Origin of the sequence: Gardnerella sp. 30-4 (assembly GCF_001641215.1) — a bacterium.
Classification (GTDB): Bacteria; Actinomycetota; Actinomycetes; order Actinomycetales; family Bifidobacteriaceae; genus Bifidobacterium; species Bifidobacterium leopoldii.
Window position 1 is genome coordinate 1 of the sequence record NZ_LXJL01000030.1, and the last position, 25,672, is coordinate 25,672.

The following is a 25,672-nucleotide window of genomic DNA, read 5'->3' on the forward strand; positions in this document are numbered from 1 at the left end:
ACGCCATATAACTTTTTTATAGATAATTTTATTTACTATCAATAAAAATCGCATATTTGCAAGAAATCTGCTTTAAACCCAAGAGTCTGGTTCAATTCCTTGCGGTCCCACGAATTCTCCGTTCGGCACATAACTTGGTTCTCCTGTATCTTCTAAAACAGCGTCAGCAAACATTGAAACTTGATTTCCAAATGTCCAATCCCCTCTAATAGTTACTGATTTTGCAGCAGCTAAAGCTGGAACAGAATATGGGAATCTTTCGTTGAAATCATTGATGTTTTTGTAATAACGTGGATCCAAATCAATATCAGGAAATATATAGTTACCATCTTCCATTTCATATGAATCAGTAAGATGGAATCTATCTGATCGCATAATAAATAAGTCATTGGTTGTTTTAACAGGCAAGAAACGCATGCGATCAACTTCTACGCAAATTGCGTCATCAAAAAGTGAAGCTATTGCGCCCATTGCTGTTTCTAATTGCACTACTGGTGTGCTGCTTTCGTCAGTTGGGTCAACAGTTTTGTGATTAAAAATAACAGGCAAAGGCAAAATTCCTTTGTGCTCTTTTAACTTTTTTTCTAGAGCATCTACACGAACCCAAATATTATTTGTGTTGAAGTATGGATGTTTTTTAATGCTTTGTGCGCTTCTACGATCCTCAGGATGAACCTGTGTCATTTCTCGTAGTATTAGTCTTCCTGTTTGCGCGTCCCTAACAATGTGACCGCCCTTACGATCTGCTTGCGTTCGCTTCGCAACCTCAATCATGATAGGTGCGCCAGTATTTTCAAAATGTTGAGCAAGAGTGCGCGACGGTCTAGCACCTAAATTGTCAGAATTTGAAATAAACAAATACTCAATTCCATTTTCTTTAAGAGTATGCAATAAATCAGATTCCCACAGAGTTGAAAAAATATCGCCGTGACCTGGAGGGCACCATTCAAGAGATCGATCTTCCTTGTGAGAAACCGGTTCTCCAGTTTCCTCTACTAATTTTGGTTCTTGATGTTGAATAATTTCTACAGGAATATTGTCTTGCACAAACTTGCGATTGCGTTTTAGTACTTGCAAAGTATCATGAGACGTGCGGAAAGAATTCATGAAAATAAGCGGAAGATTAACTCCTAATCGTTGACGAGCTGTAAGAACTTGTCCAATAATAATATCAATAAAGCGCATTTGGCGAGCTTTATGCCTACGAACTGGTAGTAAAGATTTTGCGCAAGACAAGCCCATAGATGTTCCCAAACCGCCATTTAATTTAATAAAAGCAGTTTTTGCGAATGCGTTAACAGCTTTGTCGTGATCAATAGTTTCGTAAATTTCGTGGAAAGTTGGAACGCTTTTAATAGGCTCAACCGTGTTCTCGCGAATAAACTCCGCAGGCTTATCCCCTGATTTATCTAAATTCCAAGCATTATATAAGTGTTTAAATTGTTCAATAGCAATTTCGCTCATGCCTTGTTCGCGCATCTTTGCAGCGGACAACTCAAACGCGTCATCCATGTAAAAGCCTCCTCGTATGCATGTGACCTTAATAGTTTAGCGATTTGTGCGTCGCTGCGCAAATATTGCTTTTAACGGTTATTTTGAAATACTATTATGATTCTACCAAAGTTAGAAATTGCAAGATAGAAAATAATAAGCGCAGCCAATAATAAATACTGACTGCGCTTATGAGAAAKTTGCTACTAAACACCACTAAATATGAAATTTAGTTATTTTCTGCATTGTTGTCATCATTTTCTTCCGGTTCATCTCCAGTTTTTAGATGATGCTCGTCATAGCCTTGCAAGTAACGAGTGTGACGCCAATGGTGAATAGAAGCGTTTGTACCGCGATGATGTACGTGATACTTACGTGGAGTACCACCATAAGGAAGCTCTTTAACTTCGCTAGCAACTGCTATTTGGTTCACATTAGAAGGATCCATAATAGCAATTGGAGCAACAGGCTCTGGTTCTGTTGGAGCGGCAGTTCGATTCTTCAAGTGCGATGGCAACCATTGTGCAAACCAAGACAATGCCAAGCAAATAAGGAAATATATTACTGCTGCAACGCTTAATGTTTGCAAAATATTAAAGTACATTGATCCGAGTCGACGCGATTCCTGAAGCAAATCAGTGTACATAATAATTGAACCAAGTGCAGTATCCTTCAAAACAACTACAAGCTGAGTTACTGCTGCAGGCATCATAGCAATAATTGCTTGAGGCATTTCAATTTGTGTCAATGATTGGTATTCGCTCAATCCTAATGCAAGCGAAGCTTCTCTTTGACCGTTTGGCAAGTTGCCAACACCAGATCTAACAAGTTCTGCAACAACAGAACCGTTATACATAATCAGTGCCAAAACAACAGCCCAGTATGATGATTCTTTCATACCAGAAAGTGCGAATGCTCTCCACAAGAAAATCATAAGCATCAATACTGGTACTGCACGGCAAAATTCTACTACTATTGCGGAAATACTACGAATAATAAAATTAGGTAGTAAACGGCAAAGTCCGAAGAATAAGCCAAATACAATAGAACCAACTACTGCAAGTAACGATGCCTTTAGTGTCATCCATAATCCAGGAAGATAAAAATCAACCCAGGCTTCAGATTCGAGTGCAGGATTCCAAAGTGTCCAAGAAAGTTGGTTTTCTCCCTCTGGAGGATTGCTCAAACGAACGAGAATAGCAATAATGCAAATAACAAAAATGCAACCGGCAATAATATTAGCTATGCGAATTTTCTTAAGAGCTTTTGGACCTGGAGCATCAAATAATAATGATTGTTCACGTTGTTTAGCCATTGTTATCACCTTCTCACAGCAAGTTTATTTGACAAATAAGTAGTCAAAATGCCGATAGGAATGATGAGCATAATGTATCCGCAAGCGAAAATTAAGAAGATTGGAACAATCAAATCTGCATGTTTCTCAATCATTTCGCTCATCATTGTTGAAGTCTCTGTGGCAACTGATGCTGCAGCAGCAACTGTAGAATTCTTAAGCAAAGCAATAAAAGTATTACCTAATGGTGCTACTGAACCGCAGAAAGTTTGTGGAAGAATTACTTGTGTTGCAGATTGGAAGAAATTTAATCCAAGAGCGCGGCAAGCTTCTGCTTGGCCAACAGGCACTGTATTAAGACCAGATCTCAAAGATTCGCAAACAAATGCTGCAGTATAAAGCGATAATCCAGCAATTGCCAGCCAGAAGAAATTCACTTCAAAAATTGAGGAGAATCCTATCTTAAGCTGAGCGTAAACGCCTAAAACCATGAAAACCATAATGATGGTAAGTGGCATGTTTTTAAACAATTCAACATAAACTGTAGCAATCATACGTAATGATGAAACAGGGCAAATGCGCATAGTAACAAGAATTACGCCAATAATTGATGAAAAAAGTACACTCCATAAAGTTATTTCAATATTAACCAAGAATGCTCCTGGAATATTGTAGGAGGTAAATAGCTGCATAAAATCTTGCATATTACTTCTCTCCTTCTTGAGGAATTGGCGGATTATACTTTGCGTTTGGCTTAAAGCCAGTGCCTCGTAAATTGTCGTCTAGAGCTCTTTTCCATGATCCGTTACGAATCATGTCTTTTAAGGCTGTGTTAATTTTCTTAGCTAAGCCTGTATTTCCTTTTTTAATGCCAATTCCGTAATATTCTGCGGTAAATGGCTTGTTTACAAGCTTTAAACGACCTCGAGAAGCGGTTGCTAAACCAGCAAGAATAATGTCGTCGGTAGTTACAGCATCTACAATTCCTGAGAATAATGCAGTTGCACATTCTGCATAACCAGGCTGTTGCATAAGCTGTACCTTTGAAGAGTAACGCTCCTTAATAGCAATTGCAGATGTTGAGCCTGAAACTGAGCATAAACGCTTTCCGTCCAAATCATTTGGACCGCTTACTTTATGCTCATCTTTTCGAACTAGTAAATCCTGGCCAGCAATAAAATATGGTCCTGCAAATGTCACCATTTTTTTACGAGCATCCGTAATAGAGTATGAGGCTACAATCATATCAACATCGCCATTTTGGAGCATCGTTTCGCGTTGTTTAGATGGTGATTCTTTCCACACAATCTGATCTTCGGAATAGCCAAGCTTTTTAGCAACATACTTTGCAACATCAACGTCGAATCCAACGTAAGTTCCTGATTTTTTGAAGCCGATGCCTGGCTGATCGAATTTAATACCGATGCGTATGACTTTTTTACCATCGCTACGATCGCACGCTGTAAGTGGCATAACGCAACATATGGTACAAAGCATCGCTAGTATCGCACGAAAAATGCGATTTTGTAATATTTTCATATCTTTTCCCTTCATAAGAACTGTTTTAAAGTTTCAGAATTTTACTGAAAGATAAAACAAAAAGCAGATTAATGCGTAAGAATCTTGGAAAGGAAATCTTTTGCACGATCAGTTTTTGGATGTTCAAAGAATTCTTCAGGAGTGCCTTGTTCAAGAATTTGACCATCTGCCATAAATACAATTCTGTCAGCTGCCTTGCGTGCAAATCCCATTTCGTGGGTAACACAAATCATAGTCATGCCTTCTTTTGCAAGTTCAACCATGACATCAAGAACTTCATTAACCATTTCCGGATCTAGTGCAGATGTAGGTTCATCAAAAAGCATAACTTTTGGCTGCATAGCAAGAGCTCGAGCAATTGCAACACGCTGCTGCTGACCGCCGGAAAGTTGTGAAGGCATTTTATTTGCTTGATTATCAACTCCGACTCGAGTAAGCAATTCCATAGCAAGAGATTCAGCACTTTGCTGATCCATATGGCGCACTTTCATTGGAGCAAGAATAACATTTTCCAAAATAGTCTTGTTAGCGAAAAGATTAAAGGACTGGAATACCATACCAACTTCTGCTCGCAAAGCTGCAAGTTCTTTTCCTTCTTGAGGAAGTGGCTCACCGTCAATACGTATGTCACCTGAATCAATAGTTTCGAGACGGTTAATTGTGCGACACATTGTCGATTTACCAGAACCAGATGGACCGATAATAACTAGTACTTCGCCTTTATTAACAGTCAGATTGATGTCTTTAAGCACATGAAGTTTTCCATAATGCTTTTCGACATGACTTAGTTCTACGAGGGGATTTGCCGCTTTTTGCACTGAAATAGTGCGATTAGTCATATCCTCGGCGTTTGGATTTGACTTTGATACTTGCTTATCCATAACAAGAAGTTTAGCTAACCTGTGTTACGGCTATTTATCACTATCGTTACGTTTTGTAACTCTTACGTTACAAAAAAGCCGTTAATTGTAATCATAAAATCAACAATCAACGGCTTATCAATAACACTTTTTACAAGTATTTCTATTTACTCGTTTTCTTCTGGATCGTAATCAACGCCAGTTTCAGCACGCTGCTCGTCAGAAATCGGAGCAGGAGCGCCGGTTAGAGGATCCCTACCGCCGCCAGCCTTAGGGAATGCAATTACGTCGCGGATTGAGCTTGCGCCTGCCAAAATTGCAGCAGTACGATCCCAACCCAAAGCAATACCAGCGTGAGGTGGAGCACCATACTTGAAAGCTTCAAGCAAGAAGCCGAACTTTTCGTCAGCTTCAGCCTTATCGATTCCAAGAACGTTAAGCACACGATCTTGAATATCGTCGCGGTGAATACGAACGGATCCGCCGCCCATTTCGTTACCGTTGCACACGATATCGTAAGAATCGCTCATAGCGTGCTCTGGATCTTTATCAAACTTATCGATCCAATCAGCAGATGGCATTGTGAATGGATGGTGCATAGAAGTCCACTTTGAGTGACCAACAGCAACGTCGTCATCATCTGGATCATCAGTGCGCTTGAACAGTGGGAAGTCAACAACCCAAGTGAAAGCAAACTCATCTGGGTGAAGCAATCCTGCGCGGCTAGCAAGCTCTACACGAACAGCACCGAGCAAAAGCTGCGAAGACTCGCGGGAGCCTGCTGCGAAGAACACTGCATCGCCATCTTCTGCTCCAACAGCTTCCTTAAGACCTGCGCGCTCTTCTTCACTAAGATTCTTAGCAACAGGACCCTTTAACTCGCCATCTTCACCAAACACAACGTAAGCCAATCCCTTAGCTCCACGCTGCTTAGCCCAATCCTGCCAAGCGTCAAACTGACGGCGAGGAGTTGCAGCACCGCCCTTAAAGAGCACAGCGCCAACGTATGAAGCTTGGAACACGCGGAATGGAGTGTTCTTAAAGTAGTCAGTCAACTCAATAAGTGGGTTTCCAAAACGCAAATCAGGCTTATCGGAACCATACTTATCCATTGCTTCCTGCCAAGTAATACGAGGCAAAGGAAGAGCAATCTCGTGACCAGCTTCCTTCCAAATAGCAGCAATAACGCGCTCTGCCATAGCCATAACATCTTCCTGGCTTGCAAAGCTCATTTCCATATCAAGCTGAGTGAACTCAGGCTGACGATCCGCACGGAAGTCTTCGTCGCGATAGCAACGAGCAAGCTGATAGTAGCGCTCGACGCCAGAAACCATGAGCAACTGCTTTAGAAGCTGAGGAGACTGTGGAAGTGCGTACCAAGAGCCTGGAACCAATCGTGCTGGAACAACGAAGTCGCGAGCACCTTCAGGAGTTGACTTAATGAAAGTTGGTGTTTCAACTTCAGTAAAGTTCATGTCTTCCAAAGCATGGCGGGCAGCCTTAGCCATATCAGAGCGAAGCTTCAAATTGCGTTGCATAGATGGGCGACGCAAATCAAGGTAGCGATACTTCAAACGAACATCTTCGCTTGGAAGCTTGTTCTCGGACTCGTTTTCCAAAGCTGTTGAAACCTGGAATGGCAAAGCGTCTGACTTTGCGAGAATAGTAACAGTTTGAGCAACAATCTCAATTTTACCGGTTGCTAAATGATCGTTTTCGTTGCCATCTGGACGCAAGCGAACTTCGCCGGTCACTTGTACAACGAATTCACTACGCAATGGTCGTGCAGTTTCTTCATCGTAAATAACAACTTGCACTAAGCCTGTGTTATCACGGACATCAACAAAGGCGACTCCACCATGATCACGGCGACGATCAACCCAACCAGCGATGGTTACTTTTTGCCCGACTAATTCTTCAGTCACTTCAACGGCATGATGTGTGCGATACGCCGTCTGGCTCATAAGTCCACTTCCTCTACAATCTAATTGATATATTCATTTGTTTCTATTGACATGATTTTGCGCACAATATTCAAGCAAATTTGCAAGAACATTATTTAGCGCAAGAAACTGTCTGCCGGGCATAAACAGTATCCGGTTGCCAAGACGTGGCATCCGCGGTTTCCTGTTCGCCAGTAATAATATTTTTTACTTCATCGTGAGATGACTCTGATTCAGTGCTATCAGCAGGGAACCACACATAAGGAATGCCGAGCTTGTCAGCATATTTTATTTGCTTACCAAGCTTTGCTGCGCTAGGAGCAACATCTGCTGCAATGCCTCGATCTCGTAAAGTTTTAGCAATAGCATTGCATGCAGGACGATCTTCTTCATTCCACACTGCAACAAGTACTGCAGCAGGAGAAACTCGAGAAACAGTAGCTCCTGCAGTGTGAAGCATATAAGAAAGCAGTCGAGACATGCCAATTGAAAGTCCTACGCCTGGATACTTCTTCTTGCCCTGTGAAACTAAATTATCGTAACGTCCACCAGAGCAAATTGAACCAAGAGATGCTGCATTATCAAGGAAAGTTTCGTAAACAGAACCAGTATAGTAGTCAAGTCCACGAGCAATCTTCAAATCAGCAACAACAGCGCCTGGGCGAATACGTGCTGCCTCGTCTACAATCATTGCAAGAGTTTCAACACCTTGAGAAGCTAAAACATAAGACTCGTTATCATCATTTCGAGAAATATTATGCTTATCGCATAATTCGTCGAAACGAGACTTCAACTCATCTCCTGTTTCGGCAGTAAGTTCAGCTAATTCTAAGCATGCATCAGCTTGAGAAGCCGTAGCTCCGCATTCTTTTACCAAAAGCTTGGATACTTCTTCAGCGCCAATTTTGTCTAGCTTATCGATTTCTCGAAGAACTCCCTCGATATCGCTTAATCCAATACCGCGATAAAAACCTTCAGAAAGCTTTCGATTGTTAGCATGAACAGTTGCCTTAGGAAGACCGAACTTACGTAAACGCTCAAGAGCTTCAACCATGACAAGTGGAAGTTCAACTTCGTAGTGTGAAGGTAATTCGCCATTTCCTACGACATCGATATCTGCTTGAACAAACTCACGGAAACGACCTTCTTGTGGACGCTCCCCTCGCCAAACTTTTTGCATTTGCCAGCGCTTAAATGGGAACGTCAAATCACCAGTATGCTCAACGACGTAACGGCTGAGTGGAACTGTTAAATCGAAATGTAAACCAATGCGTTCTTCTACAGGAGTGTCGGATTCGTGACCAACTTCTTGTAAACGCGATAATAAATAAATTTCTTTACTGGTTTCGCCTTTTTTTAATAAGCTTGAACCCTGTTCTACTGCACGCGTTTCAATTCCAATAAAACCGTTGAGTTCAAACACTTCTCTTAGTGTGTCAATTACTTGCTGTTCAACAGCGCGTTCACTAGGAAGCCATTCAGGGAAACCCGATATTGATGAGCCTTGTACCATGTCCACTATAATAGGTGGTGTTGCGGAAAAATCATGGCTTACCGTCATACTTATTCGTAACATTGTTACCGTGCATCTGCTGTAAGGAGTCGTCCCGTGACCGAACAGACTAAACCTGAAGAAACTACTAAAACTACTACCGCGCCAAAGCCAGTTGCTCCATCTCCAGCAAGCTTCGCGCATAAGACTCGTGTTGTTGCTCAAGCACCAACCATTTCTTATAGTGAAGAGGATATTAAAGCCGCAAAAACTTTTGGCCGTGTTGATGAAAATGGCACTGTTTACGTTACTGAAAACGGTGCTGAGCGTGAGGTTGGTCAATACTCCACTGGCACTCCTGAAGAAGCGTTGACTTTCTATATTCACCGTTATCTTGATTTGAAGATTAAGCTTGATCTTTTTGCTAAGCGCTTAGAAGCTTCCAATGTAAAAGCAAAAGAAATTGACGAAACGCTTAATACTTTGAAAGCTGAATTGGAAAATCCTGCTGCCGTAGGCGATATTGCTGCTTTACGTGCGCGACACGCCGAATTGACTGCAAAAGGTAATGAAAAGAAGGAAGCAATCGCTAAAGCTCGAAAAGAAGCTCTGGAAAAAGCTTTGAAAGAGCGTACAAATATTGTAGAACGTGCAGAATTGTTAGTAGCGCAAATGAATGAATCTACTAATTGGCGTGAATTAAACGATAAGCTACGTGCTTTATTTGACGAATGGCAGGAGCATCAGCGTACTACTATTCACTTGAATAAGTCTGATGCCGATGCTTTGTGGCAGCGTTTTTCAAAGGCTCGTTCTGCATTCTCTCAGGCTCGCAATTCTTGGGTTAAAGAACGTGAGCACGTGCGTAATACTGCTAAGCAGCTTAAGGAAGCTATTATTGCAGAAGCTGAAAGCTTAAAAGATTCAAAAGATTGGCGTGAAACTTCTATGAAGTTCAATGCTTTGATGGATCGTTGGAAGAAAGCTGGCAATGCTGGCCGCCAGCACGATGATGCTTTGTGGGCTAAGTTCCGCGAAGCTGCTGATGCTTTCTATCATGCTCGTCAAAATGACCGTGAAAAGGTTAATGCTGGAGAACACGAAAATCTTGCTAAGAAGGAAGCTTTGCTCGTAAAAGCAGAGGCTTTGTTGCCAGTAGAAAATGAAGAAGCTGCTAAGAAAGCTCGTAAGGCTTTGTCTCAGATTCAGGAAGAATGGGATGCTATTGGTTTCGTTCCTCGTGAAGATATGCGTCGTATTGAGTCTCGCTTAAACGACGTTGATAAAAAGATTAAGGCTGTTGAAGAAGCTGCTTGGCGTGAGGCTGATCCTGAAGCTAACGCTCGTAAGTCCAGTTTTGCTTTACAGTTGGAAGCACAACTAGAAGAGCTTAACGCTGCTATTGCTAAGGAAACCGATAATAAGCGTAAAGCTAAGTTGGAAGCTGAAAAGGCTACTAAAGAGCAGTGGTTGAACGCTGTTAAATAATTAGTTTTATAACTAACTAAAAGTATGGGGTCGCTTGATTTTAAGCAACCCCATACTTATTTTTTCGGCTGTATTTTAAGCTTTATTTGCTTTAAGAGTTTTTTATTAAAGATTTAGCTAAATGAATAAAAGTATTAGCTAAATTAGAATCTGCCAATTTTCCATCTTCGGTTAGAACAGCAGGTCTCCCTGCTTCACCAGTTTCTCTAAGCGCAGGATCTAAAGGAAGTTGAGCTAAAAGAGGCACATTAGTGTCAAGAGCGTTACAAAGTTGTTCGCTTACTCTCCTTCCTCCTCCTGAACCAAATAATTCTAAGCGCTCGCCGTTATTTTCAAACCAGCTCATGTTCTCAACAACTCCGCGAACTTTTACAGGAATTTGCAAAGCCATAAGACCTGACCTAACTGCTACATCTGATGCGCTAGGCTGTGGAGTTGTTACTACAACAAGCTCTACGTTTGGTAAGGATTGCGCTACAGCTAATGCCATATCTCCTGTGCCTGGAGCTAAATCAAGAAGTAAAACATCAGGGTTGCCCCACCAAACATCTGAAAGAAACTGCTCTAAAGAACGTTGTAATCGTGGTCCTCTCCACAAAATAGCACGATCAGTTCCAGCAAACATTCCAATAGAAATAAGCTTTACTCCCCAAGCAACTACAGGCATAAGCATTCCGTTTAAATTTGTTGGTTGAGAATTAACTCCAAACATTCGCGGTAAAGAAAAGCCGTAAATATCGGCGTCAATAGCTGCAGTATCGTAACCTAATGCGGCAAAAGTTGCAGCTAAATTAGCAGTTATAGAAGATTTTCCCACTCCGCCTTTCCCAGAGGCTATAGCAAAAATTCTCGTGCGAGTGCCAGCTTTATTAAATGGATTTTCTTTGCGTTCAGCTTTTAAATCTGCAACCAACTTTTCTAATTTAGTTTTACTCATTGCAGTAGCGTTAACGTGCGGTATGAGTATTGCTTGAGGATATTTAGATATAGCTTCTTGAACTCGTCCTGTAATTACTTCCGCAAGAGGGCAATTTGGCACAGTAAGTTCAAGATTTATCTCTACATCATAAGCAAACTTTGTTGTATCAATGGTTTCAGCTTTCTTTATCACATGCACTCCGGTTACCATATTTAATTCGGTAACAGAGCGACCTAATTCTGGATCAATAACGCTACCCAGCAAATCGTAAACTTGTTTTTCGAGTTCACTTGTATTCATCCGTTATGATTCCTCAGCAATGAGATTTGGAACAGTATTATTTGCAATTTGTAGTATTTCTTCTAAGTTCCCAGTTTTTAAAAGAGTATTAAACTGTTGTTCGTTAAGCATAGGGATGCCAAGTTCTTGCGCTTTAGTTGCCTTGGATCCTGCATTTTCGCCTAGAATAACGCAATATGTGTTCTTGCTTACTGATCCTGATGCTTTGCCGCCTCTTGAGACTATAGCTTCTTTTGCGCTGTCTCTTGTAAATCCTTGCAAAGATCCTGTAACAACTATTGTTTTACCTACTAATGTTTGAGCGAAAGATGATGCTTCAACTTTCCCTACTACACCTGCTTCTTGCCACGATTTTAATACTTCAAATTGCCAATTAGCAGGGTCTTTAGCTTGTTGGAACCAGTTGTATACTGCTTGCGCAATTTCAGGACCAACTCCATCAATTTGTGTAAGTTCTTCAATAGATGCTTTGGAAATATTGTCTAAAGATCCAAAATTTGCCGCTATAAGACGTGCAGTTGGTGGACCTAGTCTACGAATAGATAAAGCAACCAAAACTCGCCACAGTGCTGCATTCTTGCCTTTTTGAGCTATTTCTTCAAGCATACTACGAGTAGTTTCAGAAGGTCTTGTATACCATGGCACATTTATTGTTTCTTTAGCGTTGTCGCTAGTTTTAGCATTTCTAGTAATGCGCTTATTTTTCCAAAGTACCACTTTAGCGTCAATTGGAACTTGGAATTTAGGATATTGAGGATCCCATTGTTCGTTTGGTGAAGTAGTTTTTTCGGGAGTTCCTTCTGCTTCGTAATTTGTAGATAACTTTGCTTCGATTGTGCGAGTCCAAAATGCTCTAACTTGATGCCAAAGACCAGATCCGCCTATTTTGCGTGTACGCTTTTTAAAGCTACCGTCTTTACTAACTTCTTTCCACTCTTCAACAAGAGGAATTTCTTTCCAAACCATTACATTTTGCAAATCGTCGGCAGTAATACTAAATAATCCAGCTTCATTTCTAAGTACTGGAGTTTGTGGTTCAGGTAGCGTTAAATCTGGTGACGGTATATATGGTTGTTGAGTTGCGCCTCGCTGAATTATAATTTTATCCATATCTGGGCAGTAAACTTCTGCAGTTGTAGGTCTGCAATCCTCAGGATTTGTAAGAGCTAGCGCAGCGTTATCGCCCAAATTTTCAATATCAAAAGCTTGTCTGGAAGCCAAGTGAATTATTCGTTCTGTAAGTTGAGCTGGGCAGTTTTCTACATTTGGGCAACGAATGTCTTTATCTCCCTCTTTTGCAGGAGCTAGCTTAGTTCCACAAGATGGGCAGTATTCTGGCATAACAAACTTTCTAAGTTCATTTTCTCGCCCTTCCCTAGCTTTAAGTACCGGTCCGACTAATTCTGGAATAACATCCCCAGCTTTACGAACTACGACAGTATCGCCAATTAGCACGCCTTTATGTTCAACTTCGTAAGCATTATGAAGAGTTGTGCGAGAAATTGTCGATCCTGCTACAGTAACAGGTTCAAGAACAGCTACAGGAGTTACTCTTCCAGTTCTTCCAACCTGGACAATAATATCCTTCAAATAAGTATTAACTTCTTCAGGAGGATACTTGTATGCAATAGCCCATCGTGGAGCTCTAGAAGTAGCTCCTAGTTGATGCTGTAATGCTCTGTCATCAACTTTTACAACTATGCCGTCTAAAGCGTGCAAAATATTTGCTCTATGCTTTCCGTAATAGTCAATCATTTCTTCTATTTCAGAAAAATTTGTGACTTTTCTTGTGTACGGAGAAACAGGTATTCCCCACTGTTGATAGAGCTTATATGCGTCAGACTGATTAAATTTTGTTTCACTATTGTTATGGTTTGTATTTTCTTTCCAACGAAGCTCACCTAGTCCGTGTGCAAAAAAGCTTAATCGACGCGTGGCTGTAATTCGTGGGTCTTTTTGGCGCAAAGAGCCGGCTGCAGCGTTACGAGGGTTTGCAAAAGCAACTCGTCCAGCATTTTCTTGTTCATCATTTAATTTTCTAAAGTCTTCCCATTTCATAAAAACTTCGCCACGAATTTCCACGAACTCAGGAATATCGTCAGGATTATCAGAATGAAGCTGTGTTGGTATTGCTTCAATCGTTCTTACGTTTAATGTAATATCCTCGCCAGTTACGCCATCGCCTCTAGTAAGACCTTGTTCAAGAGTACCGTTGCGATAAATAAGATTTAAAGCAAGACCATCAATTTTTACTTCGCAAGTCATAGGAAGAGGCTTAGACTCATCCCATTGTAAATCGCGAATTACGCTGTTATACCAATCATGTAATTCTTCAATTGAAAATACGTCATCCAAACTCATCATTCGAGACGGATGCTTTACAGAAGTAAAATCGTTAGAAAAAGTTCCACCTACGCGATGTGTTGGAGATTGAGGAGTATCTAAAGTTGGGAAGGCAGCTTCTAAAGCGCTTAGCGCTCGCATTCTTGCATCATATGCTGCGTCTGAACTAGTCGGAGAATCTTCTACGTAATAAGCAATTTGATCAGATTGTGCCCAAGCTGCCAATTTTGCCCAAAGTTTCGCAGCTTGCTCTATAGTAAGCGTCGCTGGCTGCAAGTTTCCAAGAGCCAACGCATCAGTGTCTGTTGGCTGAAGTTGAGCAATCCACGTATCTGTTTTTTGCGTATTTTCATGAGTCTCATTTTGCTCGTCAAAATCGTCAAAAAGAGTCCATTGTGCGTTTTTTGACTCGATATCATCGTGAGCCATACTCATGAAACCCCCTTCAAATCAGCTGTTGCTTTATATAGATTATGTCACTTACCATTTACGCATTTAATGAACGTAAGAACTGTGATTGTACTGCACCTTCACAATCGTCATTCAGTGACATTCGAATATGCGCTACGCACAAAGTTCTTGCAATTACAAACATTCCATCGTCAACAGTTAGCTTTGCGGCTTTTCCAATAATATGATTTGCTTCAATATTAGGCCAGACAGGAATATCGTCACTCATAAAGCAATGTCTAACATCATCCATACTAGTAGGAGCTTTATAACACTGCGAGCGCATTCGTGATAATAATTCTTCTAGTTCCATTTGTAGCGGTTCTATTCTTCCTGGAGCTAAATAGTCTGCCATTCGGTAAGCGCTTGCTGCCAGAGTGAACTTGTCTTGCATCCAAGCTGCATAAGCTAATCTATAGTATGCGAATGCTGCGTCGTCTTTGTCTAATGCGACTCGAAGTGCGTTTAGACATGCTGCTACTGTTGACGTCCAATCTTCTTGTTGCGATAATGCTGCTGCAAGTCGCAAATGCGATAATGCGTATGTTGGAGCGTATGAAACCATTGTGTTTAAATGTTTTAACGCCGCATCATATTGATGTAGTTGTGAGAGCAAATCTGCTAATTCCATGTGGGCGTAGAATAATCCGTCTGGAATAAGTAGTGTTTGCTCGTCTGGTGTTGCGAATAAGCGGTTGTACACTACTCGTTCTGCATATGAATTAAAGTAACGTGGCACAGCATTATCTATTGTGAACATGGTGTCAAATTTTGCAATACTGTTCTCATAAGATTCTAATGCTTGTTTAATGTCGCCCTCTATGAGTTGTTCTTGGGCGTGTATGCGCATATCTCTTATATTTTGAGATGCTTTGAAATGAAGTTCCGGTATTGTAGTTTCGTCAATAAGTGAACGAGTTACTATATCTGCTTGGTTGTTAAGCTCTGGGTCGCCAATTTGTTCGATGATATTCATTGCTTCACGAGCTTTTTCAGCTGTTGTTAGCAATGGTTGTGAAGCAATATGATGAAAATCGGCGACTGCTTGCTGTAGCAAGTCTTCTCGTTGTATAGAAAGACCTTTAGCATGTTCTGTTCCGAGTATTTCTTCTTGTTCTTCGTTAAATAGTGTGTCTGAAAACTCTGGCTCTTCCTGTGCGCCGTTAGGTGAGAAGCAAGTGTCATGCAAATCGAATGATGGTTCTACAGTGTTAAGCTTGCAATTTTCGTTTAAGCTTATACGAGCGTTAGATTTTTTGTAGAATTCTATAGGATTTCGTAATCCGTGCGAGCGAATATGTTTTACGAAATTGTCACGTTCGAAAGTGACGGTCATTAAAGTTCGCACTTCTGGCGGTTCGCTAAATGCTGCTAAAGGATTTGTGTTATTTGCGTTGTTTTCATTGTTTCCGGCTGCCATTGCGCTTGTTAAATCATCACTATGCTCATCTACTAATGATTGCGCAGCTTCTACAACATCAGCAAACGGTAGGTGTTGCAAATCTTGCAACTTAGAAGGGTCGCCATGAATGTCTCCATCTTTTGGCTCACCTTTTTCGTGCGTCGTACTATTGTTATCAATTCTATTTAGTGCTCTTAGCGTACGATTTAGTAGATTGCTAATAGCGCTATCTTGTGCAGCAACCATTTCTTCTAAACCTATAGAGTCAAGTCTAATAGAAACTTGCTGTATTTTATCGCTAATACCAAAAGCGAGAGTTGCAAGCATAATTCCAATTCTCAAATTGTAATTTACTGAAATATTGGACTTTTCGCTATCGCTATACTCATGCCACTTATTTTTATGAGTATCGTAGATACTTCTTGGCATTAGTGATGATCCTGTTGCTGTAAAAGCTAATGCAACTTTCCCATCTCCTAAATTAGAGCGAAAATCTGCATCAAAACGGAACGGTAAATACAAGCTACGAATAAGTTCAGCTAAAGATTGGCGATACAACCACTCTCCTGCTTCAGTCTGTTTTAAATACGATGCAGACTGTTGGCACTTGCGAGCTTTGCGCCATAAATGCATTAATGGGCGAATACAGTCATCTTGCGTAGGATCTCCGAAACTTTGCATTCCTAAATCTTCGCTAGCAATAAAAGCTGGATCTTCAATAAATGAGTTATCGATAGCACAAATGCGCTCGCAAGTAATATTATCTTCTAAACTTTTACCACCTTGCGATGCGTTTGCTTGAATGCATTGATAAATTGCTTGTAGTCTGTTTAATGCACCTTCAATGCGCAACACTTTCAAAGCTGCAGAAGGCTCTAATGAATCATCCCAAATCAAGTAATGTGCTGAAGTTTTCTGTGCAGGTTGTAAGTGTAATCTTTCCGCTGCATGGACTGCTTCTAGACTGTGAGTTTGCTCTAATGCTCCAACGTCGCGCATGACGCGTTCGTAGTATTCTTCCAAACCGGAAACTCTAAAACCTTCTTTGCGCGCAGTTTTAATATCGGAAACGCTTCTTCTTATTGCGCCAAGAGGAGCTTCTGTATGCAAGCGGTGTAATACGTGAAAATATCCAAAACCAACTAATGATTGGTGTAAATCTGGCACAAAAAAAGTCGCAAAAAATACTGTAGCAATAGCGTCTTCATATGAAAGATTGCATCTAAAATCGTCACTCAACGATACGCGTGTGCCTTCGATAGTATATTTTTTATGCTTTCCATTGTTTAAGCAGATCCATGAAGCAACTTGATGTAAGCCATCATCTAAAGAAACTTGCATAACAACATCGCCATAGACAAAAGGCTTATCGTTAATGTTTTGTTTTGCGTATGAGCTTGAAGTATTCTTATTTACTTTCTTTTTTCGTAAATTTTTAAATACGTTTTGTAGTTGTTTTGTAAAGTTATGTGATGCTTGTATTTGCTTAGATCCATAGAATCTAGTTTTGTTATATAGATTAAAAGACCCTTGCTCAATAAATGACAATTGTGGTATGCGCTCAATTGCTTCTACAGGAGTTACTTTATCTCCTGTGTAAACTCTCCCATCTTTGTCTGCGATTGCAAGTTGACGAAAATGTTTTCCATCATCTTTGCATAAACCTAGCGCAATTCCAAATAGTTTCCCAGGGATTTTAAACCAAGCTAGTTGGGTATTTGCTGGAAGTCCTGGAAAATCACAAAAAATACGGTGTTTAGAAAAAGTAGGAATGGAAGTAATTTCGCCTTGTTGCCATAAGGAATCAATAGCGTCTGACATGATTGACATACGATCTTCTTTAGAGTGTGTCTGCTCGGTAGATTGCACGTCTTCAGCCATAATCCCCATTCTTTCAAGTCGTTGACATAATGCAAGTTGCGTTCGTAAGCATTCAGCATTTAATCTTGTGCGCTGACTGCACTCGTCACATCATAGTTCAGTATATAAGTAGTATATAGGAAACGCATGTTCGATGTGTGAATGTTGCAGAATTGTGGATATTTTATTTTCAAATGGAGCGGACAACGGGACTCGAACCCGCGGTCTCAACCTTGGCAAGGTTGCGCTTTACCAACTAAGCTATGTCCGCAAACAAGTGAATACCTTATATCATTTTCATAAAAAGTGCAAATTAGGTATGTCGCAAGCCTTACAAGTACTGGCTGCACTTGTAAGGCTTACTTGTTTCAGATTTTCAGTGTTTTAAGTTGAAGACTTATTTTATTTGTTTGCTTACTTGCTTTCGTCATCGCGCTTTGGAGAAGATGGTGTTGCACCCTTTTCAAGCACTCGACCAGGGCCTGCAAGATAAGCTGCGCGGCCTGCTTCAATACCAAGCTTGAATGCTTTAGCCATAAGCACAATATCGTTTGCAGTAGCAACTCCAGTATTTGCCATTACAGCTGCAGCACCCATTTCCATTGCTTCAGCAGCCTGGCTTGGAACGCCAATGCCGGCATCGACAATAACAGGAAGATCGATTTCGTCGATAATAAGCTGAATAAACTTCTTAGTTTCAAGACCCTTGTTAGAGCCAATCAAAGAGCCGAGAGGCATAATTGCGGCAGCTCCAGCGTCGCGCATTGCCTTAGCAAAGTACAAATCTGGATACATGTAAGGAAGAACAGTAAAACCTTCGTCAGCCAAAATCTTTGTTGCTTGCAAAGTAGCTTCATTGTTTGGCAACAAATACTTGCGATCAGGAATAATCTCAAGCTTGATGAAGTTTCCGCAACCCATTTCGCGAGCAATATGTGCAGTGTTAACTGCTTCCTCTACAGTTACGCATCCGCTAGTATTAGGCAAAATGGTAACGCCTTCTGGAATATGCTTTAAAATTCCTGCAGCTTTCTCGCTATAGCGAATTGCTACAGTAATCATTTCAGCTTTAGCACTATTTACTGCGGCATCAATAAGCTCCTCAGAATACTTTCCAGAACCCAAAATGTATCGAGAAGTAAACTTCTTACCACCTAATTCTAAATAATCTTCATTCTCCATAATTTCCTCCATTTTTTATCCATTTCAACGCTTCTAACGCTTCTAAACTTGCGATAATCGAAACATAAGGCAAATACAAGCCTTCTTCAGGAGAAGACTTAAAATCACCTACTAAGCACACGTTTGAAAGATGCTTAATTTTTACGTTCTTAATATCTCCTAGTCCAGATAAGCCAGAAGCGGTAATAACATATTTGTTAGGATGATTCATGAAATAGTCAAGAACCATTGCTTTCGATTCGCGATTGTCGAATGCTTCAATAAACAAGTCGGAGCGCTCAGCAATCTCATCTAACGATTCCGGCGTAACTTTTTGCACGAAAGCTTCTACTTCAACGTACGGCAAAGTTTCATTAAGCCGCGCTTTAGTAGCAGATACTTTGTGTTGTCCAATTTCGTTAATCGTATAATTTTGACGGTTTAAATTCGAATACTCGATACTGTCAAAATCGTAAATGTACAACTTTTTTACGCCGGCTCGCGCAAGCATCAACGCAATGTTTGATCCCAAACCGCCGCAGCCAAGTATTGAAACTGATTGTTGAGCAAACAAATCATTATCTTCCTTTAGCTGACGTTTAAGAACTTTTGCGCGAATATCGTCACTTTCCATTCATCCTCCTCCCATAATGCTAAATACTTCAATTTTTGCGTTATCTTTAACTATGAAAGTTTCAAAATCTTTGCGTTTTACTAATTCACCATCAACTTCTATTGCAACAAAAGTACTGTCGTAACCTTCGCGCTTAAGTAGTTCAAGTAAATTCTCGTTCTCAACATAATCCACAGTATCGTGATTAAGTTTCAGCACACTTACCTCCTTTCTGTAGAATATGCTTTAAGTTTTAAATATTACGTTTAAAGATTCTACCTAATCCTTAGCTGGATGAAGAATAAACTTGCCCTTGAAGCCTTTGCAAACGCCATTTTCTTGGCTGTAAATTTCTTCGCCGCGAAGCAAAGTTCTTACCACCTGGCAGCCAATAGTGCGACCAACGTATGGGCTGAACTTGTTTCGATACTCAAGGTCTTCAGCTTTAAGAACATAAGGAGCGTTTGGCTTAATGAATGCAAGATCTGCGTCGTAACCCAAACGTATGCTGCCTTTTCCTTTCAAATCGAAGCGTTTTGCAGAATTGCTAGAATTCAATGCCACAAATTGAGTTAATGACATTCCGCGCTTTTGCACAGCTTCATCAAAGAACACATCAACATCGTTTTGAACGCTACCAATACCACCCCAAGCTGTGAAAGCATCATCAGTTTGCTTCAAACTCAAAGGAGCTGGCGAATGGTCGGAAACAATGAAGTTAATAGAACCGTCAAAAACCTTTTCCCACAAGCCATTCTGGTTTTCCTTGTCACGAATTGGCGGAGTGCACTTAGCGATATTTCCAATTTCGTCAAGCTCAGAAGTGTCGAAATATAGGTAATGGTTGCAAGTTTCGCAGCTTACGTCTACGCCATTCTTACGAGCGTCAGCAACAGCTTGAGCACCTTCTGGTGAAGAAACATGAACAATATGAATTCTGCATCCAGTTTCTTTAGCAAAAAGACAAGCGCGTTCAATCGCTTCAACTTCAGTGAAAACAGGTCTGGTTGCTACGAACTCAGAAAGCTTTCTAGCTCCCATTTGATGAGCTTTCTTTCCAAGCTGGTCTGTAATAGGAGCATTTTCGCAATGCATAATCAAAATTTTGCCGGTTTTTGCAATCTGCTGCATACCGGTGTAGAGGGAATAATCGTCGCAATTATACAAATCAACTTGCAAATCCTTGTCGCCAGTAGTGCCGAGGAATGCTTTGTAATTAACGACACCCTGCTTATCTTGCTCGCATATTCCGCCATTGAGGTTTTGTGGTTCCAAGCCACCAGTTTGACCAACATCAACCTTGAGCTTTCCGTCGGCTTCTTTAAGCACTGCTTCAAATGATTTTCCATCAGTAGTTGCAGGAATTTGATTGCAAGGCATTTGCAGCATTGTAGTAATACCGCCTTTTGCGCCGGCAGAAGTTGCTGTTACAAAACCTTCCCAATCGTCGCGAACGCCGCCGCCTGGAGCGTTAATATGAACGTGAGAATCAACTTTTCCAGGAACAACTATTAAATCAGTTGCATCAATAGTTTTATCGGCTGTAAAGTTGCTTCCAAAAGCAGCAAACTTGCCGTCTTTAATTGCTATATCGGCTTTAGTTGCTTCATTATCGAATACAACCAAACCATTTGTGATTACTACATCGTAGTTCATATTATTTCCTTTCTTTAGCCATTGTTGGCTGAAAAACTTTTGATAGTAATATTTGACACACGAATCCTACAGCGCATCCCACAATCCATGAGATTTGAGTAAGTGGTGAAAGTAGAGGAATTATCTGCCCGGAAAGAGCAAATAAAAGCCCAAGTATCGTAGCAGTATAAGATATCCAGTTAGTTCCAGAATAAGCAGATTTTGACGAGCTATTTGTATCGTAATAAATTTGATCAAGATCAATATGTGTGCGCTTTACTACGTAATAGTCGGCAAGTAGAACACCTGCAATAGGGCCTAAAAGCATACCAATAAGATTCAAGAAGCCTGTAATATTAGCCATAAACTTCCACGGCATTAACACAGTGCTTACAAGAGCTGCAATAACTACGCCACGCTTATAATTTACAAATCGCGGAGCTAAAGCAGTTAGCTGGTATGCTGCAGGAACAATATTGCCAGTAGCATTTGTGCAAACTGTAGTAAGTAGAAGCAACCCAGTAGCTATTGCAATTGCAGGAAGATTATCCCACTTGTTTATGATAACAAGAACATCTGTAATAGTTTCATGGTAAAAAAGCGATCCGCCCACTAAAATAACTACGCTTGTAAAAGCAAAAAGCGCGTAACTTAGCAAGAAGCTGGCAATTTGACCTTTTAGTTGAGCCATAGTTGACTTTGCGTTTTGCGTAAAATCAGCAATAGAAACGGCAGGAGCAGCCCAAACGCCCAGTACAGAATTTACAACCATCATCATGAAAAGCCCAAGACCGTAATTAGTTGGCGCTTGAACAGTAGCATGATATTGCATGATTGCAGATAATCCACCAGCACAGCTAATAGCCCATACGCTCATGCAACCAAAAACAACGTAAATAAGTGGGCTTAATACTACAGTTAGCTTATTAAGAGTTTTTCCTCCGCCTAAACCAATCGCCAAATTAAGCAACCAAAATATTGCGAAGGAAATAATAATAGGTATGTGTGAACCTACAAATGGTATTTTGTTTCCAAAAGTAAGAAACTCAGGGCAAATTTTGCCAACTAGAATCTCTAAAGCTTTCGCACCTATATATGTTTGAATTCCATACCAGCATATTGCAGCAACTACTCCCCTGAGGAATCCTGGTAGTTGAGCGCCTGCTTTTCCGTATGTTGCGCGCAAATGCATAGAAAACGGTATGCCGTATTTGGAACCTACAACACCGTTAGCAACCATGACAATTGCTGTAAGAATTGCGCCAAGCATGATACCAATCATTACGTAAATTGGAGAGTATCCCATTAAAAGGAACGCGCCAACTGCAGCATAATTAGGAATATTGTGTACAGACTGCATCCACAAAGTGCAGAAATTAAGAGCGCTCATTGTGCGTTTTTCTTGCGGCTTTGGCAGTAAATCTTCGTTGGTGTAGCCGCGCTCGCGGTAACATTCCAAGTTTTTACTAGCTACTGGCTCATCTTGTAGCAGTTTACTAATTTGCATGCGCACCTCCTTACTTTTCTTGTTTGTAATTTGATTCTTTTTTGTGTTTTGAGTTTTTTGAAAGTAATAATCGCAACTTTGCTCAAAAATAAAAAAAGATACGAAAGGATTTCGTACCCGTGGTGGTGCGCCCCTTCGTATCAGCCTCTTATTCGTGAATAAGCGTTGTACTCTCATTCGATATTCACTTTTCTTCGCTGCGATTAATTAAGCAGTGAAGTTTGCATCGTATATGCCTTTTGAGTCCTTCCTAGATTTCTATTTATTTGGTTTTCGTTATCTTTTTAGTTGGTTTTTAGTTAGTCCTCATAAGCCAAACTATGCAGAGCATCTCGTAAAAGCTTTACTCCGTGAACAGCGTCTTGTGGATCTGTGTACTCTTCTGGAGCGTGACTAATACCATCTTTTGAAGGAACGAAAATCATTCCGGATTTTACAAACGGAGCAAAAATTTGCGTATCTTGACCAGCACCTGAATGCATGACTCTGTACGCATAACCTTGCTTATTAGCTTGATCTTTCAAAAGATTAATAATATCGTCGCTAAGTGGTGTAGGATCGTCAGACATCCACTTATCGATCTGCGCTGTAATGCCATAAGACTTGGCAGTTTCGTGAATATCCTCGTCGAGTTCCTGCAAGAATTTATCAAGAAAAGCTTTATCTGTATGACGGCAGTTCATTGAAAAAGTAACTTCTCCAGGAACAATATTTACTTGATTTGGAACTACGCTGATTCTACCGAAAGTAAGCACCAGTGGGTCGCCTGCTTGCTTAGCTTTGTCAAGATTTTTGGCGATTATATGAGACATGCAATCTACTGCATCGTGCCTGTAGGACATCATTGTTGTGCCAGCGTGATTTTGTACGCCTTTAAGATGAATATCCCAACGATGCTGGCCAGCAATGCTAGTGATAATACCTAAATCTTCGTGATTGCTGTAAAGCGTTGGTCCCTGCTCAATGTGTAGCTCAATCCAGGCTTCAAGATTTGCGAACTTAGGTTGAGTTGTTTGATAATTGAACCCAGCTTCACGCATTGCTGTTTCGAAAGGAACACCTTCGCTGTCGCAAATATTTTCTACGTCCTCTTTTTGGGCTAGTCCGAAGAAATTCTTTGAACCCCAGAATACGTATGGGAAACGTGAGCCTTCCTCTTCTGCTAAGCAGATAATGCGAAGACTTTTCTTTGGCTTTCCATATCTAGTAAGTAAATTCTTAATTGCTAAATAGGCTGCAACTATTCCAAGTTGGCCGTCAAAACGACCTCCTCTTGAAACTGTGTCAATATGCGATCCACAAGCTATTATGCTTTCTGGTTTTTCGCATCCTTCAACAGTTGCAATTAGGTTTCCAACTTGGTCGAATTCTACAGTCATACCGAGTTTTTCAAATCGTTGACGAAGAGCAAAAAGAGCCTGTTTCCAAGATTTTGTGTAAAGAGGTCGAGTAACTCCTTGTTCTCCTGGTTTTTCTGTGAATCCTGCAAGCCAGCTTATGGCCGATTCTATAGTTTCAGCACTTATGCTGCTATCAATCATGTGCAGTATTCCTCCTCACTTGTGCAAGTTTTCCCAAAAGTGACATTCAGGCGGATATTTTTTGGTTTTGGTGTTTGGTTTTTGTTTTTAGTTGTTTTTTAAATCTTTTTTAATTGTTTAGTTGATACTCGTGTAATTGCTACTACTTTGTGGCAACGCAAGATGTCACGAAAATCGTGACAGAAAGAAATCACTTATTGTAATTGCTCCCTACGCATGTCTTAACAAAACAGGTTCAAAGGGTGTTTCTCAACTGTTTCCAGTACCCCTGCAATTTTCACTTGTACTCGGACGAGTATAGCACGATATTAAATGAACTCAAAATGAACATTAGTATGTGTGTTTCTGTGAAGAAATGATTGGTTGCTTGATTTATTTAGGTTATAGGCAAAAAGTGTGTAAGAAATCTTGTATTAAGTCTTGCAATACAAGCGTTTTGCGGTAATCTAATCTGTTTTCTGCTCATTCGCCAACAGCGCAAATGTTTCACACGACTCTGCCCTGCCTTCGTCTTTTCTGACGAAGGCAGACCTCGCTTGCGTTGAAAGCACAGTGTGCTTTTAACCTTGAGCAAGCTCGGCGCACACTAAATCGCAATTGTTTGTTACTGGCGCAGTTTACATACTGCATGAGTAATACTAAATTGCAATTATTCGTTACTGGAGCAGTTTGTGCACTGCACCAGTAACATATGACCGTTGTTTTCTCAGTTCGTTAGCTTAAATTAGTAACGGTGTTTGAGCTGCGTCTTATACCGCAAGATATTCATCAGCTTAGCTTTACACACTTTTGTGGCTATGACCCCCTGTGTTCGCATGCAAAAATTTTCATATGAAAGTTGGCAAATAAAAAAATATCCAGATAACAAAAAACGCAGTGATTTTACACTGCGAACATATTGTGGGTGATATAGGAATCGAACCTATGACCCCTTCCGTGTGAAGGAAGTGCGCTAGCCGCTGCGCCAATCACCCAAAATTTTTTTAATTATGCGTGAAAGGCAATCCTTTCGAGTGGGCGATACAAGGTTCGAACTTGTGACCCCTTCCGTGTCAGGGAAGTGCGCTACCACTGCGCCAACCGCCCAGGTTGTTTATTAAGCTTGAAGCTTAATCGAGGTGGGTACGAGAGTCGAACTCATCTATACGGCTTTGCAGGCCGCTGCCTAACCGCTTGGCTAACCCACCGTAAGGTCGAATAACTCATCGGACCTAGAGCGGACAACGGGACTCGAACCCGCGGTCTCAACCTTGGCAAGGTTGCGCTTTACCAACTAAGCTATGTCCGCAATGCTTTCTTGCTAACTGTGTCAGCGCCGAAGCACGAGTAACTACTATACCCGAAATATTTACAAATGCAAGCTTTGCGTCTTTTGGCGTGTCGCTTGGTGTTGCTTGGTGTGCTCAAGCAGGTTGTCTCGCCCCGCTTATGTGGGAAACTCTATCAGAAGCGATTACGCATCAACAACATTGTTATTGTGATTCTTGAGTTATTTCTCAAAATTGTTGCGTTAGGGAAACAGTTTTGATACTTGTGCTTATTATGTATGATAAATCTGCTAAACAATAACAACAATATGAGTCACACTTGCGATAATGTAGATGCTCATATGATAGAATTGAATGTAGAGCTGGGGCTCCCCTTACCCCTTAATCTCGTAACGAGTTGGTTTGGGGGAATGACCAGCTCTTTTGTAATAGTTAATTTTCCCGTTTTTTATTATTCAAACGCAATTTAGTTTCGTATCTTTTCTAGATAAATGTTTTTGAACAATAGTATTCATTGAATCCTTTGGTGCATTGGATATTATAAAAAATAAAGCTATAATGAACAT

The 25,672-nt window shown here is 40.7% G+C and carries 17 protein-coding genes, 5 tRNA genes and 1 riboswitch; of the genes, 1 reads left to right on the forward strand and 21 read right to left on the reverse strand.

Going from position 1 to position 25,672, the window contains the following annotated elements; genetic code table 11:
* Nucleotides 1-72: 72 nt before the first annotated feature.
* The 7 genes from A5294_RS02555 to hisS all read right to left on the reverse strand — a co-directional run bounded on the left by A5294_RS02555 (nucleotide 73) and on the right by hisS (nucleotide 8,640).
* A complete protein-coding gene (locus tag A5294_RS02555) occupies nucleotides 73-1,512 on the reverse strand; it encodes a UTP--glucose-1-phosphate uridylyltransferase (protein ID WP_064340389.1) in 1,440 nt (479 codons plus the stop codon).
* Nucleotides 1,513-1,720: 208 nt separating this feature from the next.
* Nucleotides 1,721-2,806: an amino acid ABC transporter permease gene (locus A5294_RS02560; RefSeq protein ID WP_004106637.1), complete on the reverse strand. Its 1,086-nt coding sequence runs from the start codon at nucleotides 2,804-2,806 to the stop codon at nucleotides 1,721-1,723.
* A 5-nt stretch (nucleotides 2,807-2,811) separates the two neighbouring features.
* Nucleotides 2,812-3,489 carry an ABC transporter permease subunit gene (locus A5294_RS02565; protein ID WP_004574250.1) on the reverse strand — a complete coding sequence of 226 codons (678 nt, stop codon included), beginning with the start codon at nucleotides 3,487-3,489 and terminating at the stop codon, nucleotides 2,812-2,814.
* Nucleotide 3,490: 1 nt separating this feature from the next.
* Nucleotides 3,491-4,324, reverse strand: coding sequence for a glutamate ABC transporter substrate-binding protein (locus tag A5294_RS02570; RefSeq protein ID WP_064340390.1), 834 nt, complete (start codon nucleotides 4,322-4,324; stop codon nucleotides 3,491-3,493).
* Between the two features lie 68 nt (nucleotides 4,325-4,392).
* The gene (locus tag A5294_RS02575) at nucleotides 4,393-5,163 is read right to left on the reverse strand and encodes an amino acid ABC transporter ATP-binding protein (RefSeq protein WP_032835443.1); all 771 of its coding nucleotides are present in this window, start codon (nucleotides 5,161-5,163) and stop codon (nucleotides 4,393-4,395) included.
* Between the two features lie 188 nt (nucleotides 5,164-5,351).
* Nucleotides 5,352-7,148: an aspartate--tRNA ligase gene (aspS, locus tag A5294_RS02580; RefSeq protein WP_064340391.1), complete on the reverse strand. Its 1,797-nt coding sequence runs from the start codon at nucleotides 7,146-7,148 to the stop codon at nucleotides 5,352-5,354.
* Between the two features lie 91 nt (nucleotides 7,149-7,239).
* Nucleotides 7,240-8,640: a histidine--tRNA ligase gene (gene hisS, locus A5294_RS02585; RefSeq protein WP_064340395.1), complete on the reverse strand. Its 1,401-nt coding sequence runs from the start codon at nucleotides 8,638-8,640 to the stop codon at nucleotides 7,240-7,242.
* 96 nt (nucleotides 8,641-8,736) lie between these two features.
* Here hisS and A5294_RS02590 point away from each other — a divergent pair, with 96 nt between their 5' ends.
* Nucleotides 8,737-10,107 carry a DUF349 domain-containing protein gene (locus A5294_RS02590; protein WP_004574246.1) on the forward strand — a complete coding sequence of 457 codons (1,371 nt, stop codon included), beginning with the start codon at nucleotides 8,737-8,739 and terminating at the stop codon, nucleotides 10,105-10,107.
* Nucleotides 10,108-10,198: 91 nt separating this feature from the next.
* Here A5294_RS02590 and A5294_RS02595 read toward each other — a convergent pair whose 3' ends face one another.
* From A5294_RS02595 to A5294_RS02660, 14 genes are all read right to left on the reverse strand, one after another.
* A complete protein-coding gene (locus tag A5294_RS02595) occupies nucleotides 10,199-11,326 on the reverse strand; it encodes an Mrp/NBP35 family ATP-binding protein (RefSeq protein WP_064340392.1) in 1,128 nt (375 codons plus the stop codon).
* 3 nt (nucleotides 11,327-11,329) lie between these two features.
* The gene (gene ligA, locus A5294_RS02600; RefSeq protein WP_064340393.1) at nucleotides 11,330-14,104 is read right to left on the reverse strand and encodes an NAD-dependent DNA ligase LigA; all 2,775 of its coding nucleotides are present in this window, start codon (nucleotides 14,102-14,104) and stop codon (nucleotides 11,330-11,332) included.
* Nucleotides 14,105-14,156: 52 nt separating this feature from the next.
* Nucleotides 14,157-17,402 carry a tetratricopeptide repeat protein gene (locus A5294_RS02605; protein ID WP_064340394.1) on the reverse strand — a complete coding sequence of 1,082 codons (3,246 nt, stop codon included), beginning with the start codon at nucleotides 17,400-17,402 and terminating at the stop codon, nucleotides 14,157-14,159.
* A 174-nt stretch (nucleotides 17,403-17,576) separates the two neighbouring features.
* A tRNA-Gly gene (locus A5294_RS02610) sits at nucleotides 17,577-17,652 on the reverse strand.
* A gap of 143 nt (nucleotides 17,653-17,795) precedes the next feature.
* Complete coding sequence (locus A5294_RS02615; protein ID WP_004108959.1) at nucleotides 17,796-18,563, reverse strand: thiazole synthase; 768 nt, start codon at nucleotides 18,561-18,563, stop codon at nucleotides 17,796-17,798.
* A complete protein-coding gene (gene thiF, locus A5294_RS02620; RefSeq protein WP_004106663.1) occupies nucleotides 18,553-19,176 on the reverse strand; it encodes a sulfur carrier protein ThiS adenylyltransferase ThiF in 624 nt (207 codons plus the stop codon). Before thiF ends, A5294_RS02615 begins: the two co-directional genes overlap by 11 nt.
* The gene (thiS, locus tag A5294_RS02625) at nucleotides 19,177-19,374 is read right to left on the reverse strand and encodes a sulfur carrier protein ThiS (protein WP_004106666.1); all 198 of its coding nucleotides are present in this window, start codon (nucleotides 19,372-19,374) and stop codon (nucleotides 19,177-19,179) included.
* Nucleotides 19,375-19,434: 60 nt separating this feature from the next.
* Complete coding sequence (gene allB, locus A5294_RS02630) at nucleotides 19,435-20,811, reverse strand: allantoinase AllB (protein WP_004106667.1); 1,377 nt, start codon at nucleotides 20,809-20,811, stop codon at nucleotides 19,435-19,437.
* Nucleotide 20,812: 1 nt separating this feature from the next.
* The gene (locus A5294_RS02635) at nucleotides 20,813-22,297 is read right to left on the reverse strand and encodes a putative allantoin permease (protein ID WP_082851869.1); all 1,485 of its coding nucleotides are present in this window, start codon (nucleotides 22,295-22,297) and stop codon (nucleotides 20,813-20,815) included.
* 299 nt (nucleotides 22,298-22,596) lie between these two features.
* Entirely contained in the window at nucleotides 22,597-23,838 is a 1,242-nt protein-coding gene (locus A5294_RS02640) for a hydantoinase/carbamoylase family amidase (protein ID WP_004574239.1), read from the reverse strand.
* Between the two features lie 190 nt (nucleotides 23,839-24,028).
* Nucleotides 24,029-24,118: riboswitch (TPP riboswitch) on the reverse strand.
* A gap of 621 nt (nucleotides 24,119-24,739) precedes the next feature.
* Nucleotides 24,740-24,812 (reverse strand) — tRNA-Val (locus tag A5294_RS02645).
* A 40-nt stretch (nucleotides 24,813-24,852) separates the two neighbouring features.
* Nucleotides 24,853-24,924, reverse strand: a tRNA-Val gene (locus A5294_RS02650).
* A gap of 30 nt (nucleotides 24,925-24,954) precedes the next feature.
* Nucleotides 24,955-25,025 (reverse strand) — tRNA-Cys (locus A5294_RS02655).
* A gap of 28 nt (nucleotides 25,026-25,053) precedes the next feature.
* A tRNA-Gly gene (locus A5294_RS02660) sits at nucleotides 25,054-25,126 on the reverse strand.
* Nucleotides 25,127-25,672: the final 546 nt, after the last annotated feature.

What these genes read in the sequence shown, in the direction of transcription:
- A5294_RS02555 (WP_064340389.1), bottom strand. Translation starts at nt 1,512, where the DNA reads ATGGATGACGCGTTTGAGTTGTCCGCTGCAAAGATGCGCGAACAAGGC.
- A5294_RS02560 (WP_004106637.1), bottom strand. Translation starts at nt 2,806, where the DNA reads ATGGCTAAACAACGTGAACAATCATTATTATTTGATGCTCCAGGTCCA.
- A5294_RS02565 (WP_004574250.1), bottom strand. Translation starts at nt 3,489, where the DNA reads ATGCAAGATTTTATGCAGCTATTTACCTCCTACAATATTCCAGGAGCA.
- A5294_RS02570 (WP_064340390.1), bottom strand. Translation starts at nt 4,324, where the DNA reads ATGAAAATATTACAAAATCGCATTTTTCGTGCGATACTAGCGATGCTT.
- A5294_RS02575 (WP_032835443.1), bottom strand. Translation starts at nt 5,163, where the DNA reads ATGACTAATCGCACTATTTCAGTGCAAAAAGCGGCAAATCCCCTCGTA.
- aspS (WP_064340391.1), bottom strand. Translation starts at nt 7,148, where the DNA reads ATGAGCCAGACGGCGTATCGCACACATCATGCCGTTGAAGTGACTGAA.
- hisS (WP_064340395.1), bottom strand. Translation starts at nt 8,640, where the DNA reads ATGGTACAAGGCTCATCAATATCGGGTTTCCCTGAATGGCTTCCTAGT.
- A5294_RS02595 (WP_064340392.1), bottom strand. Translation starts at nt 11,326, where the DNA reads ATGAATACAAGTGAACTCGAAAAACAAGTTTACGATTTGCTGGGTAGC.
- ligA (WP_064340393.1), bottom strand. Translation starts at nt 14,104, where the DNA reads ATGAGTATGGCTCACGATGATATCGAGTCAAAAAACGCACAATGGACT.
- A5294_RS02605 (WP_064340394.1), bottom strand. Translation starts at nt 17,402, where the DNA reads ATGGCTGAAGACGTGCAATCTACCGAGCAGACACACTCTAAAGAAGAT.
- A5294_RS02615 (WP_004108959.1), bottom strand. Translation starts at nt 18,563, where the DNA reads ATGGAGAATGAAGATTATTTAGAATTAGGTGGTAAGAAGTTTACTTCT.
- thiF (WP_004106663.1), bottom strand. Translation starts at nt 19,176, where the DNA reads ATGGAAAGTGACGATATTCGCGCAAAAGTTCTTAAACGTCAGCTAAAG.
- allB (WP_004106667.1), bottom strand. Translation starts at nt 20,811, where the DNA reads ATGAACTACGATGTAGTAATCACAAATGGTTTGGTTGTATTCGATAAT.
- A5294_RS02635 (WP_082851869.1), bottom strand. Translation starts at nt 22,297, where the DNA reads ATGCAAATTAGTAAACTGCTACAAGATGAGCCAGTAGCTAGTAAAAAC.
- A5294_RS02640 (WP_004574239.1), bottom strand. Translation starts at nt 23,838, where the DNA reads ATGATTGATAGCAGCATAAGTGCTGAAACTATAGAATCGGCCATAAGC.